Raw genomic sequence first — 14448 nt, forward strand, 5'->3', positions numbered from 1 at the left:
GTGCAATCTACCAACCCATAAGCATCGACGACGATGGCTCACCGGGTGAAGCTGACGGGCGGTATGGGGCTGTTCTTAATGCTCCCCGCAAACGGCTGTCAAGAGGTTTTTTCCGATAATCTTTCCTGGGATCAGTTTTTTTAACGCCGGCAGGAGAGGCCTAAGGGTAGCGGCGCGACGCCGCTAAAGAATGAGAAAACATGTGGTTGCCCTGCAACAAAGGGTACCCTTGGGAAGGGTTAAAAGGTGACTAAAAATTTTGTTAAAAAAATCGTAACCGAAAACTTACTCATGGGGGGCGCCCACTCAGCTTCGCACCCCGGCTTCGGCATGGGCAATATGGATTTTTTCCACCAGTCCGCTAAGTTCCACCGGCTTCAGGCAATATTCACTGGCCCCGGCGGCAATTCCCTGCATGCCGGCGGTGATCGAGGCATGGCCGCTGAGCATGATCACCCCGGTGGTCGGCCACTGTTTTTTTATTCGGGCCAAGCAGTCAAGCCCGTCAACATCGGGCAGCATCACATCCAGGATCACCACCTGGGCCGGCTGCCGGGCCATGGCCGCCAGCGCTTCATGGCAATCGGCGGCGGCGCGCACGCCGAAACCGCGGAAGCGCAGGCGCTGGGCTAAAGTTTCGCGGAAATCCAGTTCATCATCGACGACCAGCAATTGCAACGGTTCAAACATTTTTCACCTTCGTCGGAGTAAGCAGCGACTCCAGGTCACGGTTTATTTTTTGCCGGTAATGGGCCACCATGGCCGGATCCTCCATAACCATGTCGATCTGCCGGGTGTGGATCAGCAGATAACCCAGTACCTTAAGGCGCTCCAGCAGAAAAGGCGCCTCCATCTTTTCCAGCCGGGCGGTCAGGGCGTCTTCCTTGCGGGAGACCCGGAAATCGTAACGGCCCAGCACCTCCCCGATCAGCTCCAGCCGCAGCAGGCGCCGACGGTCGTCGGCGGCCCCGCCTTTGAACTGGAAGCTGACGTAGTTTTCGGTGAGCAAATCGGAGATGTGGCTTTCCACCAGGGCGAAGTGATAACCCAGGCGGATACTCATGTTGCAGAAATTGCGGGAAATCAAAAAATAGCTCCGGGCACTGAGGTTGGAGCGCACCGCCGGTTCCAAATCCGGGTTCATGGTGGAACGGAAGAGGATGGCACCAAAGCCGCGCAGGTTCACCGGCGGCGGTCCCTGCCAGGGGAAAGCGGTCATGCCCCGCCACAGGGCCAGCATGGGGGCGGAAACGATATGCTCCAGGCGGATGAAGGATTCCTGAGGGTCGTGCGCCGGGGCAAAACCGTCCTCCAGGTCAATCACCCACCAGGTAAAGGGGGACTGATCCACCAGTTGCTTGGCCGCTCCGGTGGCAAAGCCCTGGCGATCGCCGAAGGCAAACATCTCCGCCACCGCCTTTTCGTGGCAGTAGCGGGTGATATCATGGAGGGTGCGGCAATTTTCGGGCCGAAAGAAGGGCGAGGCGGGATCAATCAGGTTCAGCGGCGTAACCAGGGCGGCGACCTGGCTCAGCACCTGATGCACCGGACTGCCGACCATCAACTTGGGCGGCGGCACCGCCCGGGACAGCAAATCCTCCCGCCGGCCGGCATGGACCCGCAATCCGGTGGCATCCACCGTCACCTCCTGGCCGGGGGCCAGTTCGGCCATGGCTCCGGCCAGGCCGAAAATGGCCGGCACCCCGAACTCCCGCGCCACGGTGGCCAGGTGGGCCGCGCTCTCTCCGGTTTCACTGATAATCGCCGCCGCTCGCGGCAGCACCACAGCCCATTCCGGCAGGGGATGAGCCACCAGCAACACCGCTTGCCGGGGAAATTGCAACAGATCCTCATCCCGCCGCACCGCAAACACCGATCCTGCCGCCACCCCGGAAACTACACAGCTCCCACCCCGCAGCAGTAAATCGGACGTCGGCGGCGTAGTGCTCCCGGCCCGCCAATCGTTGGTCTCAGCGGCCTCATTTACCGCCTGATCCGGCGGCCGGGATTCATCCCCGGCTTTCGCACCCCGGCTGTTCGCCGGCGCCGTTTCGCCGCCGGTGCCACTCAAACCCGCGCCCCCCAAAGGGCGAGACTGCAGCAGGTAAACCCGGCCATCATGCCCCAGCGACCATTCGATATCCTGGGGGGCGCCAAAGTGCGCCTCCAGCCGGAGGGCAATGGCGGCCATTTCACTCAGTTGCGCCGAGGTCAGCAACTCGCCCACCGGCGCTTCCCCTATATCGGGTGAATTGAACTTCCCGTCGGTTTCGAGCGATCCGTTGTCGGCGGTGGGCAACACCTTGATGGTGGGTTCATTGTCGGCGTCCGTCGGGGCCGCCTCCAGGGACGCCCCCCGCGCCACCCGGAAATGCCGGGAGGCCGCCCGACCGCTGACCACCTGGTCGGCCAGCCCCGGCGCGGCGGTGATCTCCACCCAGTCGCCGCGCAAATCCGCCGGCGGCCGGCTATACATCACCCCGCTGACCACTCCGTCCACCATGGCCAGGCAGCCGACACACATGATCACATCCTGGTGCCTGAAGCCGCGCTGCAGGCGGTAAATCATGGCCTGGGGCCGATACTTGCCGGCCACGATCTCCTTGTAGGCGGTAAGCAGGGAAGCAGCATCAACCTGCAAACGGGTGCGATACATGCCGGCAAAGGAACTGCGGCTGCTGTCCTCACCCAAGGCGCTAGAGCGCATGGCCACCAGGATTTCTTGTTTTTCCTCACCGGCCAGGCGAGCATGGTGTTCCAGAATCTGCTCTTCCAGATCGGCGGGCAAAGGGGCCGCGACAATCAGGCGTTCGATGGCGGCGCTGGCCGCGTAAACATCAGCCAGGCGATCGGAATTAAGGGAGGTTAGACGGCGGTTGATTTCCACCTGCAGGTTGCTGGCGGCAAAGAAGTGGCGGGTGGCAGCGGCGGTAATAACAAAGCCTTCGGGGGTGGGCAGGCCGATGCGGTTACGGATCTCGCCCAGGTTGGCCATTTTCTCCCCGGCCTCATCGGCCCGATGCCGGTCCAGTTGGGCCAGCGGCAGGATAAAATCACGCCCGGCCAGTTCGGGCTCTCGGGTCATGATCTCTTCCAGTTCGCCGGTAATCCCCTGAAACGGCGGCCGCAGCCGCCCGTAGTGCTCACCCCCCAGGGACTCCAGCAGATGGATCATCTTGAGCACATTGGCCCCCAGGGCGGTGCAGTGCCCGCGGACAAAGGCCATACTGAAGGGCCGGCCGCCGGCCAGAGCCTGGTCGATTTCAGCCATCAGCTCCAGGGCATTATTGTTGGCCGTCAGCAAAGAACGAAAGTTCCGATACTGACGACGGAAAGCCACCTTCAGCTCCTCCCCGGACAGCACCGGTCGCCTCTCTTCCAACCCCAGCCATTCCTTAAGGCGCCAAAAAAGGCTCATGGGTTTCCTTCAATCGCAAATAAACCGTAGTAAGGGTAACGACATGGTCGGGTTGACGCTCATTCTCGGCCGGCCGACCACAAAAATCTCTTATCTAAATTCTACAACAAAATACCAGCAAACAAAAACCCCCCACAACAAGCGGAAAACGCGTCGCAGTGCCGCAGGTTGCGGCAAGCGGACCGGCGCCGCGTACCCCAGGTACGCAAGCCGGTCCGATCGCCCCAAGATGCGGTGCTGCGGCGCGTTTTCCAGGTTAGTGCTCGAGTTTGATGCCCCATCCCTCGAACATGAAGAGGATGGCAAACCCGAACCACAGGGTATAAAAGACATACCCGGCCAGGGAGAGCACCACCGTCCCCGCCTTATTACGGATGGGTTCGGCCTCGATCTGGTAGTAGTTATAGGCCGGTTCCACGCCGCGGGTCATGGCATCGTAAAAGACCTTGGCCTCGGCGAACTTGTGTTGCCGGTTAAGGTCATCCTGGCCGGTCTTCAGGGCATTCCACCAATCATACACCACCAGGCGCTCATGGATGCCGTATTTGGCGACAATGGCGGCCCCGTCGTTGTGGTACATCCGGTCGGCATCCTCCAGGATGCCTACCAGCAGCCGGCCCATATCGCCGGTGACCTGCAGGGTGGTGCCTTCCTGCTCCACCCGGGCACCGAGCATTTCAAAGTTTTTGGCCGTCCGCAACGCCTGATTCTGATCCTTGGCGGCCACGGCGAAGGTGATCTCCCGGCCTTGGTAGGCACCCGCCCGCTCCTGGGCGCCGGGGATGTAGTAAGCTGAATTCTTGGAAATCGAATTGTACAGGTTATCCATGTAATCCAGCAGGTTGGTGCCGGCAAAGACCGGCGACATGAGAACGACGAAAACACCCCAGAAACCGATAAACAGCACCAGTCCCAGGCTGAATTCCTTTTTGTTGGCAATCATTTTACTTCCCTCCTTAAACCTGCTGATTGGAATGGTTGGTCAAGGGTCCGGTTTTCAGGGCCTTGATGTTGACCACAAAGGTGCCGATAACCCAAACCGAAAAGATGGTAATCACGACAAAAAACAGATATATCCCGATCTGCTCCAGGATATAGCCGGTCCGGGCGGTGATATCGAGATACCCCAAGGCTGCCAGCTTGCTGGGCAGGGCAAAGGCCCGGTTAACAAAACCGGAGAGCACTGCCACCGCGTAAAAGCCACGAATAGTGGTACCCGGCACCACCTTGGTGACTACCGAGCCGATCTGGATGCCGATCAGGGAACCCAGCAGCATGCCCATGGCCAGGGTGTAGAAGATGAAGCCGTAAATGGCGTACTGCCCCAGGCCGGCGTAACCGGCGGTGAAGATGATCTGGAAGATGTCGGTACCCACGGTGGTGGAAGAGGACACCCCCAGGATGTAAACAAAGATCGGGAAGGTGAGAAAACCGCCCCCCACCCCCATGATGGCGGCGGCCAGACCCACCACGACGCCGCTGATGACCAGAAACAGGGCCGAAATCTTACGCCCCCCGGGTACCACCCCTTGATCGAAGGTGATCATGGGCGGAATATTGACCCGCTGAATTTTTTCGCTCAGGGCGGTCATGCTTTCGGTATCCTTTTGCGCCTGCCCCTCGGCGGTGGCCAGGGTGGCAGCCTTGCGCGACTGCAGAAAGTCGGTCAGCGCGTAGAGGCCCAAAAAGCCCAGCATGAAGACGTACACCGTGGTGATGAAGGCATCACTGAGTACCGGATTAAGTTCATACAGGGTCCGGTTGATCAGCCCACCCACGGTGGCGCCGCCGATGGCGCCGATGAGGAAGGTCACCGCCAGGGCCACCGAGATGTTGCCCAGCTTGCGATGGAGCACACTGCCCATGATCGCCTTGGCGAAGATGTGGAACAGGTCGGTGCCCACCGCCATGATTCCCTTGACCCCGGCGCTCATCAGGGCCGGAGCGATGATGAAACCGCCACCGGCGCCGATGCAGCCGGTGATCAGCCCCGCCCCCAGGCCGACGCCGATGGAGGCGAAGAAGATGGTGGGGGTGTAAAAGGCCGGAGAATAGGCCATTTTGCCGCCGAGAATATCCGGCAACGAGGCCATCAGTTCATCGGCCCAGGCCACACCACCCAGAATGATGGGCAGCAGCAGCAAACCCAGAAGCAACAGCCGCCGGCGATCACCCAGAATCCGGTCGGACATTGACTTTTCCCACTGGGCATGGGCCCTGGCGCCGGCCATCATGAACTGACCGACTTGTTTGAATGCACTCATGGTTAACAACCCTCCTTGAATTATGGTTACTGCGTTTAACTTGCGGGCTTGGCGCCGGGAGCAACCAGCAAAAATCAAACTGATTGGTCAGTCAGTTTTTTCTGGTCGCTAAAAAAAAGCGCCAACCGCACCTGTACTGTGCCAATTTTAGTGCTAATCCCTTTTACCAGGCTTTACTGCCGATAATTTCCTTAACCTGCTTTTCACTGGCCGCCGTGACCAACACCATCTTCCGGTCGCCGGCTTCCTTGATTTTCCTGGTCAACTCTTCGATATCCGCCGGTTTTTCCAGCAGATCCATGGCCCCCATCTTCATCGCCTGCACCCCCTTCTCCACCGTGGCCTTGCCGGTGAGCAAAATCACCTGGAGCTGGGGGTTGCGCTTCTTAATTTCCTCCAACGCCGCCAGCCCGTCCATGCCCGGCATCTGCAGGTCCAGGACAATGGCGTCGTAAGAATCCACATCCTCGCGCTGCAGGGCCTCAGCGGCGGAAGTGGCGGTACTCACCTCCATCTGCCGGGAGCGCATCCGGGCTGCCAGGGTTTCCACAAACTCCGCCTCATCATCAATTAATAAAATTTTTTCTGCCATGACCTGTCCTCCTTAGTAAGGGCTCGTTATCCTTATGGCATGATTGGGTATACACCGCTGCGGCCACCGCGCAATCACGGCAGCAGCAGCACGAAACGCTGTTCTTCCGGGTTCAACTCAAACTCCGCCGCAAGTTGCGCCAGCAGCTCAAGTTCCGCCGGGCCGGGAAATTCCGGGGCACCCGAACCGACCACCTCGCCCGCCTGCCAACTCAACTCCAGGTGACCGCCGGGGACGGTTTTAGCGGCTCCGTGAATCCCGGGGGTTCCGGGGGCATCGGCGGTTCCAGCGGTCTCGCACCGAGCCGACACCACCAGTTGCAGACGGGCGCCGGGGCCAGTCGCCGCCAGTACCGATTCCAGCCCCCGCCATAAAAAATGCAGCAAGCGAAAACGGCTGGCCTGCACCGTCACCTCCTGCTCCGGCACAACAACCTGTAAGGTGGCGGACCGGCCGGCCAGCAGCCGAGTGGCCAGTTCAGCCAGCAGTCGGCATGACTCGCCCAACTCCACACCCTCCGACTCCCGGTCCACACTATGGGCAAAGCGGTTAAGACGGCGAACAATCCCATCGGCCCGCCGCACCTGCCGGTCGATGGCCCCGGTCGCCTCCCGGACCTGCTCGGGCGGCAACTGTTGCTCCTCGGCCAGCGCCCGGGCGGCGTGGTCGCCTAACAGACCGGCGGTTTCCTTGATAATGGCCAGCACGTTTTTAATTTCATGGCTGACGGCCGCGCTTACCTCGCCGCAAAAACGCACACCAGCCATGCTCCTGCCCGCCTGTTCAGCCGCCATCTTTCTCCTCCGTTGCGCCACCAGCCGCTCTCCGGCAATCAGTTCAACAACTGTAACCGTTGCAGCTCGTTAAACCAGCAGATTAGTGACCCTGGTGAGAGGTTGCCAGCAACTCACTGATCCGGCCAAGCAATTGATTGATATCCACCGGTTTAAGCAGAAAATAGTCCGCGTGTCCAGCTTCCCCGATACCGCTTTCGAAAGTGCTGAGTGAACCATGTCCACTCATGAAAATGAATCGCAAACCGGGAAAGCCCGCCACCAATTGCTTTTTCAATTCGACACCGCTGATGCCCGGCATTTTGAGGTCGATCACCGCCACATCATAGGTTTGCCGGTGGGCCAGTTCCAGGGCCTGCCGGCCGGAGGTCGCCCAGTCGGCGGTTATCCCGCGCAGCTGCAACCTTTCGGCCAGAGCCGAGACCAGTTCCTCCTCGTCGTCAACCAGTAAAATCCGCATGGTGTTCCTCGCCGGTTTCGGCATTTTCTTTGCTCCGCAAAGGCAGGGTGATGAAAAATCTGGTGCCGGCGCCGGCCATGCTTTCCACCCGGATCCGGCCCTGCAGCTCGCGCACCAGGCCGTATGTGACGAACAGCCCCAGGCCGGTGCCTTCCTCCTTGCTCTTGGTGGAGAAAAATGGTTCAAAAACCTTCTTCAAATCCGCTTCGGCGATTCCGCAACCGTCATCGGTGACGGTGATCAGCAGATGCTCGGGATCCGGGCGGCTGCCGGTGATATAGAGATGTCCCCCATCCTCCATGGCGGCAAAGGCATTGCCCACCAGGTTGAGAAAAACCTGCTGCAGCTTGTTGCGGTCGCTGCTCAGGGCGGGCAGTTCCGAGTCAATTTCCACCCCGACGATGATATTGCGGTGGGCCGCCTCTTTACCGTGAAACTCCAGGACCTCCCGCACCACCTCAGCCAGCTCGACCTGTTCCAGTTTAATCTCGCCGGGCCGGGCAAAACCCAGCAGGCGCCGTGTAATACCGGAGCAGCGGGCCACCGCCCGATGAATCGATTCCAGTTGGCTCAGCAGTTTCTCCTTGGGCGGCGGTTCTTTCCCGGCCCGGGTCAACAGGTCGGCCAGCAGGCCGGCCTTTTCATTGATGATGGCCAGGGGGTTGTTGATCTCATGGGCCACCCCGGCGGCCAGCCGCCCCAGGGAAGCCAGCTTGTTGGCCCGGGCCGCCTCACGCAAGGCGGTGGCCCGTTCCCGATCGGCCCGGTAGATATCCCCCACCAGGTTGGTGGCCACCCCCAGGGTCACCAGCACAATCAGCAACACCGCGCCGGCCAGAAAAAGAACCACCATCACCCTGGTCGAAATCCAAGGTCGCAACAGTTCGGCCTTCTCACCGATAGCCAGCAGAATAAACGGGGAGCCGGGGATATAGGCATACCCCATGACCAGCTCACGCCCCTGCCGGTCCTGGACCGTAACCACCCGGGTATCTTCGGCATAGGGCGGAATCGCCAGGGGAAAGCGGTCCAGCACCTCGCCATGGTTCAGGGTCGGGGTCTGAATAACCCCTTCCAGATTCACCAAAAATGAATCCCCAAAACTACTCTCCCGGATGTGGGCCAACTGCTCGTTGAACCAGACGGTATTCAAAGTGGCCCGGAGCACGAAAAAGGAGCCATCCTCCTTTTCCCGTTTCACCGCGATCACCATGTGCGGCTCTTCCCTGAAACCAAGGTAGACGTCACTAACATGACTGCCGGCGGCCACCACTTCGCGGAACCAGGGCTCGTCACGGTAATCCCGGTCTTTAAGGGCGTAAGGTCCGATATAGCGAATCTGCCGCCCGGCGGCATTAAACAATCCCAGATCGGTAAAACCGCCGATGGAACCGCTCAGGTTGGCCAGAATACCGGCCAGCCGCCGATCATCGTTAAGGTCGGCAAAGCCGTACTCCCGGACCACGAACTGCAGGGCCGCCTGCCGCTCTTCCAGGAAGAAGGCCACTGTTCGCTTGGTGTTGGAGACCAGCCGATCGGTGCGCAGCACTATCTCGTTTTCGCTGTACTGGCCGGTCACCCGGTAGTCAAACCAGGCCAGGGCCAGCAGAGGCAGCAGGGCCACGCAGAGCATCAGCACCACCGCCCGTTTCCAGATCCGGCGAAAGTCGAAGTGGGGCCGGTCGTTGTCAGCGCCGCTGGCGCCCTGGTCCCAAAACAGCGGTTTTTTTAACGGCCACCTGTTCATTACAAATCAGGCCTTACCGGCATCCCGGCGCGCCTGGACCTTTTGGTGAGCCTCCTGCAGCCGGGCCTCCAGCTCGTCGATATCCACCGGTTTGCGCAAGTAGGCCAAAGCCCCCAGCTCCAGGCAGATCCGCCGGTCGTCCTCGGAGCCGTGGCCGGTGAGGATGATGACCTCCACTTCGGGGCGAATCTTTTTCACCCGGCGCAGAACCTCAATCCCGTCGATTCCCGGCATTTTCAGATCCAGCACCAGCACTTCGGGCTCATCATCAATGAGCATCTCCAGCGCCGACTGGCCGTCGTGGGCGACTGCCGCCCCCACATCGCGGAACAGCAACCGCTCCGACAGGGTCTGGACAAACTCCCGCTCGTCATCCACCAGCAGTACTTTGGAAGGAGTGCCACGATGGTGCTTGCGGTAAATTTCCGCCTGGCGATCTTCGGGAACCCGGGGGTCCACCGCCACGACCACCTCCTCCACCCCCGGCAACTCGCCCAGCACCGCCTGAACCTCATCCTGCAGGCGATTGAACATCAGCACCTTTCTGGTGATCCGCACGGTGAGCCGTCCCTGCCTGGCCGCCACCTCGCCGTCATGGCCGGCTTCCACCAAGGCTACCCCGGCTTGAGCGGCCAGCTGGAAATCCGCCAGGGCCTGCCGGGATTCGTCGGTGGGCTGCACCGCCGACCGCTGCAGCTGTCGGCTGATAAGCGCCGCCGCCTCCTCTGCCCCGGTTTCCGCCATGGGTAGCAGCATATCGTATAACTCCGCCGCCCAGGGGTCTTCATAGCCCCGCAGGGCTTGGACCCAATGGGCTTTGGCGGTATCGGCGGCGGTGATTCGCCGCCGGGCCTCGGTTTCCGCCAGGTTTTCGACCGCCATGGCTTGCTGGAGGCGAAAAGGCAACTCGGCGATCAGGCAGACCCTTAAATAGTGACTGATCTCCCGAGGCAGCAGGTGCACCACATTGCCGGCCAGCAGCAGCTGGGGTTGCGCCAATTGCTCGGCCAGGGCCCGCCGTAGCCAGGCCAAAGCCCCTCCCTTTTCATGGGTGAATTTCTCAAAGACCGAATCCCTGGGTGAAAACGCCCGCTCGATGGCGCCAGGCGACATCCCCGATAACCGGGCGGCTTCCGCCACCAGCGCCTGGCCGTCGACGACCCGGTAACCGGTGTCCTGCTGCAGGGCCGCCACCACCTCGGCGCCCCGGCAATAATCGCCACTGAACACCGCCAGTCCGACTCCGGCCGCCTTTTGCTCTTTGGCATCATCGCGCATATTCTTTTCACCCAAGCAAAATATTAACCCGCCGGCCTGATTCAGTTAGCTAACGAAAGCGTTGACCAGGACCAATAACTACTGACATAACCTGCAGTAAACGAACAGCCGTGCCGCAGGTTCGGGCAAGCAGCCCGGCGCGGCGTACCCCCTTGTACGTAAGCCTGGCTGATCGTCTGAAGATGCGGTGCGGCTGTTCGTTTACCGGCTCAGCATGCGATGGACCGAGTCCAACAACTCGTCGTACAGCGACCCCGGCTGGTAGAGGCGGTAAGTGCCGATCCGCACTAGCCCGTCGACCATGGTAAAGATGATCATTGCCGTCTTGTGGGCCGGCAGCTCACGAACAGAACCGTCTTCCTGGCCACGGCGGATGGCCTGCTCGAAGGTGCCGGCGAAAAAATCGTAAATATCTTCAAGGTGCCGCCGGCAATTGGGGTTTTCCTCGGCCAGCTTGTAGGGATAATGCCGGTGCAACAACAAAAAACGCTCTTCCATCCGCGCCGCCAGATGCAAATAAAACTCCACCAGTCCTTTCACCATGGCCAGCCCGTCGACAAACTCCTGCCCGGCCAGAAACTCACGGCTTTCCTGGATCAGTTGCTCTTTGAACTTCTCCAGCACCGCGACAAAAAGATCTTCCTTGGTCTTATAGTGATAAAAAACCGTACCGTCGGCCACCCCGATCATCCTGGCGATGTCGCCAATGGCGGTTTCCCGGAAACCCTTCTCGGCAAAAAAAACGGTGGCCATTTCTAAAATGGCCTCCTTGCGAGTGGGCCCGCTTTTTCTGGTATTGCGCGTCCTTACCATCTTTACCCTATACGCTGAACGTCACCTTACACGCCATGCAACCACCACAATTTCACGACCACCACCGAACAGTAAGCCGTCAACCGGCAAACCGGCCGCGACCAATGTCGCCGACCGCCCTAAACAACCTGAGCAATCAGTCAGTAACGGTTTGCTAAGTAACGAATTACACCCGGCGCCAACGGTTGTCAATATTTTTTTGACTGACGAATCAGTTTAGCTTTCTTTCCGGGGCGCTTCTGAATCCCCCAACATCGGTTCACCCACCTCCTCATCCAACTCGTTCAACAGGCGCTGTGGCTCCTGAGCGAACTTTTCCCCTCGCTGACGGCAGGCGAAAAAATCCTGGTTGTAGGGAGTAATCAGGTTGAGGGCCTCCCAGCGGGAGAGATAGTACTCCAACAGGTGGGGCAGTTCGGTGAACACCGTGGCTTGCGGTTTGGGGTCGACAAAGCTGGAGGCCCGCAGCCGCCGGGATGAGAGGGTCTGGGTCTGATAAAAGCTTTCCATGAACAACAGTTCCGCCGGCATCCGGGCCTCGATGCCGATGCGCCCCAGCAGCCGGGTGATGCCGCGCATCATGCCGGCGCCGAAGCGGGCCAGGGGGTATGGGAGGTAAATCTCCCGCGGTCTTTTAAGTTCCAGGTAAGACTTGATGGTGATGATCAACTCGCTCAAAGATACCGGCAGGGGATCAACAAAGTGCCAGGTCTTGCCGCCGAACTCTTCCCGGTGGCGCAGCAGGTGATGAACAAAGGGAGGCACTTTTTTGGCGTTGGAGTAGGAGTGGGTCGCCTGCCGGTTGGTAAAGAGCAGGGGCATGGTCTGGTCGGCGATGGAAAAAAGCAGCCGGTGGAACCCCTGGACCTTGTGATCATGGGCGCCGTAAACCACCGCCAGGCGGATATTGGTATAATCCAGACCGTACTTTTGGTGCAACTCGGCCAGGGCCAGTTCGGCCAGCAGTTTGGACTTGGGGTAGTTGGGCAAATCCGCGGTCAGCTCCAGGCGATCATCTTCGGTCAGATTTTCGCCGGGCGGCAGCACCGCCGCCGAACTGAAATGAATGTATGGGACCCCCAGCTCCAGGGCCGCCCGGGCCAGATACAGGGTGCCCAGGTAGTTGGTCTCGTAAGCCAGCAGCGGGCTGGAATCAAGGGCGGTAATGGCGCAGTTGATGATAAATTCGGGCCGAAAGCGCCGGACCCAGGCACGGATATCCTCGGGGTCGCGCAGGGAAAGCTGTTTGCTGTTGGGGGCCAGCAATTCGAATTCGCAGTCGGCCTGCTTTTTAAAATAGTGCAGAATGCCGCCGCCGATCAGGCCGGAACCGCCCACCAGCAGGCCGGTTTTGATCACGCTGCCCAGGCAGGTAAATTCCCCCCGTCCCATGCTCACCCCCAGCACCAGTAATTTTGACTGCCTCGCCCACAACGACAACCATGCTCTCCTTCACACGACTGACCGAGCGTTCATCATCATAAGTCGATGACTGCCCGGATGTCAACGCCAACGCCTGCCCCGGCAGGGCAAGGTCAGAGCCGCAGACCCACCTTTACCCTCGCCCAAAACCTGGAGCTGTGTTAAAAAAACCTCATGCCGACCATCAAGCGCCAGGACCTGCCCCAACTGCTCGAAAAAATCGCCGCCGGCGAAATCGCCCCGGTTTATCTACTGGTGGGCGAGCGTTTTCTCTGCCGGGAAGCGGCGGCGGCCCTTGAACATGCCCTGCTGCCCGATGAACAACAACGGCCCAACCAGCTCACGGTCATCGACGGGGAACGAGAAGAGCCGGGCAAAACCCTGGCCCGACTTCGCACCTACAGCCTGTTCGGCGGCCGCCAGTTAACCAAGGTGGTGGACACCCGCCTGTTCTACTCCAAAACAATGGCCAAAACCCTGTGGGAAAAGGCCGAGGCCGCCCGAGCGGGGCAAGACGCCAAAGAAACATCTCGCCGGCTCAAGGCCATGCTCTCCCTGGCGGGGCTGCCGCCGGCGGCCTGGCACCGCGACCAACTGACCGACCTCAGCGCCAGCCAGTGGCAGAAACTGTTTGGCTTTGCCAAGCCGGCGGAGATCGCCTGGGCCGGCGATTATCTGGATGCCAACGACGATCTGGCCCCCGCGCCGGGCAAAGGCGAGGCCGGTGAGGAACTGCAGGCGGCCCTGGAAGGCGGCCTGCCGCCGAACAAGATTCTGCTGCTGCTGGCCGAAACCGCCGATAAACGCAAAAAACTGTACAAATACCTGGAAAAACACGCCGTCATCATCGACCTTGGGGTCGACACCGGCGGCAACGCCGCCGCCCGCAAGGAACAGGCCACCCTGCTCAAAAATCTGGTCTTGGAAACGCTGGCACCCTTCGATAAAAAGATGCGACCCGACGCCCTGGAGCTGCTGCTGGAAAGGGTGGGCTTTCACCCGGTGGCGGTGGTCATGGAAACGGAAAAACTGGCCCTTTATGCCGACGACCGGAATACGATCAGTCGCCGTGAAGTGGAAGAGATGGTGGGCCGCACCCGGGAGGAGGCGATTTTTGAGTTGAGCGAGGCCTTCACCAATGGCGATCTGGCCCAAAGTGTCATCGTATTGGGCCGTCTGCAGCAGGGCGGCATGCACGCTCTGGCCATCCTCGGCGGCCTGCGCAACCATGTCCGCAAGCTGCTGCTGGCCAGAGCCGTCCAGGACCAGGCCGGCCGCCCCTGCAACCCGGGCCTGGCTTATCCAGCCTTTCAAAAAAGTTACCTGCCCCAGGTCAAGGCCGCCTGGGAAAGCCAGGCCGAACAGCACCCAACTCCCGAGGCCTTTGCCTGGCCGCCTGCCTTTCCCGGGCACCCATACGCCCTCTACCAGCTTTTTCTGCAGGCCGGCAAACTTTCCGCCCGGCAGCTCCGGGCCCTGCTTAGGGCCCTGCTGGAGGCCGAGCACCGACTGAAGGGATCCGGCCTGCCGGAAAATGCCGTATTAAGCGCCCTGCTTTTTGCTTCCCGCCAACCGACCGCCGCCCGCTAAACCCGCTGGTCCTGCCGACAGCGGTTGCATTTTCGCGGTAAATGATTAACATAAAATTCGATGGTGAACA

Annotated in this window: 12 protein-coding genes; 1 reads left to right on the forward strand and 11 read right to left on the reverse strand. The window is 60.3% G+C overall.

Annotated features, from left to right (window positions below):
* Positions 1 to 306: 306 nt before the first annotated feature.
* The 11 genes from P0N66_RS04980 to P0N66_RS05030 all read right to left on the reverse strand — a co-directional run bounded on the left by P0N66_RS04980 (position 307) and on the right by P0N66_RS05030 (position 12806).
* A complete protein-coding gene (locus tag P0N66_RS04980) occupies positions 307 to 690 on the reverse strand; it encodes a response regulator (RefSeq protein ID WP_275802894.1) in 384 nt (127 codons plus the stop codon).
* On the reverse strand, positions 683 to 3418 hold the full coding sequence (locus P0N66_RS04985) for a PEP/pyruvate-binding domain-containing protein (RefSeq protein WP_275802895.1): 2736 nt from the start codon (positions 3416 to 3418) through the stop codon (positions 683 to 685). Before P0N66_RS04985 ends, P0N66_RS04980 begins: the two co-directional genes overlap by 8 nt.
* 256 nt (positions 3419 to 3674) lie before the next feature.
* Entirely contained in the window at positions 3675 to 4361 is a 687-nt protein-coding gene (locus P0N66_RS04990) for a hypothetical protein (protein ID WP_275802896.1), read from the reverse strand.
* A gap of 13 nt (positions 4362 to 4374) precedes the next feature.
* Positions 4375 to 5682, reverse strand: coding sequence for a sulfite exporter TauE/SafE family protein (locus P0N66_RS04995; RefSeq protein ID WP_275802897.1), 1308 nt, complete (start codon positions 5680 to 5682; stop codon positions 4375 to 4377).
* Positions 5683 to 5845: 163 nt separating this feature from the next.
* Entirely contained in the window at positions 5846 to 6274 is a 429-nt protein-coding gene (locus tag P0N66_RS05000) for a response regulator (RefSeq protein WP_275802898.1), read from the reverse strand.
* A 74-nt stretch (positions 6275 to 6348) separates the two neighbouring features.
* Positions 6349 to 7068 carry a histidine kinase dimerization/phospho-acceptor domain-containing protein gene (locus tag P0N66_RS05005; RefSeq protein WP_275802899.1) on the reverse strand — a complete coding sequence of 240 codons (720 nt, stop codon included), beginning with the start codon at positions 7066 to 7068 and terminating at the stop codon, positions 6349 to 6351.
* 82 nt (positions 7069 to 7150) lie between these two features.
* Positions 7151 to 7528, reverse strand: coding sequence for a response regulator (locus P0N66_RS05010; RefSeq protein ID WP_275802900.1), 378 nt, complete (start codon positions 7526 to 7528; stop codon positions 7151 to 7153).
* Positions 7509 to 9275, reverse strand: a complete 1767-nt coding sequence (locus tag P0N66_RS05015; RefSeq protein ID WP_275802901.1) for a sensor histidine kinase — start codon at positions 9273 to 9275, stop codon at positions 7509 to 7511. The genes P0N66_RS05010 and P0N66_RS05015 overlap by 20 nt, the downstream gene beginning before the upstream one ends.
* 6 nt (positions 9276 to 9281) lie before the next feature.
* The gene (locus tag P0N66_RS05020; RefSeq protein ID WP_275802902.1) at positions 9282 to 10553 is read right to left on the reverse strand and encodes a response regulator; all 1272 of its coding nucleotides are present in this window, start codon (positions 10551 to 10553) and stop codon (positions 9282 to 9284) included.
* A 201-nt stretch (positions 10554 to 10754) separates the two neighbouring features.
* A complete protein-coding gene (locus tag P0N66_RS05025; protein WP_275802903.1) occupies positions 10755 to 11306 on the reverse strand; it encodes a TetR/AcrR family transcriptional regulator in 552 nt (183 codons plus the stop codon).
* Between the two features lie 276 nt (positions 11307 to 11582).
* Positions 11583 to 12806: an NAD-dependent epimerase/dehydratase family protein gene (locus P0N66_RS05030; protein WP_275802904.1), complete on the reverse strand. Its 1224-nt coding sequence runs from the start codon at positions 12804 to 12806 to the stop codon at positions 11583 to 11585.
* Positions 12807 to 12962: 156 nt separating this feature from the next.
* Here P0N66_RS05030 and holA point away from each other — a divergent pair, with 156 nt between their 5' ends.
* Positions 12963 to 14378, forward strand: a complete 1416-nt coding sequence (gene holA / locus P0N66_RS05035) for a DNA polymerase III subunit delta (RefSeq protein WP_275802905.1) — start codon at positions 12963 to 12965, stop codon at positions 14376 to 14378.
* Positions 14379 to 14448 lie beyond the last annotated feature (70 nt).

Origin of the sequence: Desulfurivibrio dismutans, from assembly GCF_029210385.1 — a bacterium.
Lineage (GTDB): Bacteria > Desulfobacterota > Desulfobulbia > Desulfobulbales > Desulfurivibrionaceae > Desulfurivibrio > Desulfurivibrio dismutans.

Excerpts from the sequence above, each read along its gene's own strand:
- P0N66_RS04985 (WP_275802895.1), bottom strand. The coding sequence starts at position 3,418 with ATGAGCCTTTTTTGGCGCCTTAAGGAATGGCTGGGGTTGGAAGAGAGG.
- P0N66_RS05000 (WP_275802898.1), bottom strand. The coding sequence starts at position 6,274 with ATGGCAGAAAAAATTTTATTAATTGATGATGAGGCGGAGTTTGTGGAA.
- P0N66_RS05025 (WP_275802903.1), bottom strand. The coding sequence starts at position 11,306 with ATGGCCACCGTTTTTTTTGCCGAGAAGGGTTTCCGGGAAACCGCCATT.
- P0N66_RS04980 (WP_275802894.1), bottom strand. The coding sequence starts at position 690 with ATGTTTGAACCGTTGCAATTGCTGGTCGTCGATGATGAACTGGATTTC.
- P0N66_RS04990 (WP_275802896.1), bottom strand. The coding sequence starts at position 4,361 with ATGATTGCCAACAAAAAGGAATTCAGCCTGGGACTGGTGCTGTTTATC.
- P0N66_RS04995 (WP_275802897.1), bottom strand. The coding sequence starts at position 5,682 with ATGAGTGCATTCAAACAAGTCGGTCAGTTCATGATGGCCGGCGCCAGG.
- P0N66_RS05010 (WP_275802900.1), bottom strand. The coding sequence starts at position 7,528 with ATGCGGATTTTACTGGTTGACGACGAGGAGGAACTGGTCTCGGCTCTG.
- P0N66_RS05015 (WP_275802901.1), bottom strand. The coding sequence starts at position 9,275 with ATGAACAGGTGGCCGTTAAAAAAACCGCTGTTTTGGGACCAGGGCGCC.
- P0N66_RS05005 (WP_275802899.1), bottom strand. The coding sequence starts at position 7,068 with ATGGCGGCTGAACAGGCGGGCAGGAGCATGGCTGGTGTGCGTTTTTGC.
- holA (WP_275802905.1), top strand. The coding sequence starts at position 12,963 with ATGCCGACCATCAAGCGCCAGGACCTGCCCCAACTGCTCGAAAAAATC.
- P0N66_RS05020 (WP_275802902.1), bottom strand. The coding sequence starts at position 10,553 with ATGCGCGATGATGCCAAAGAGCAAAAGGCGGCCGGAGTCGGACTGGCG.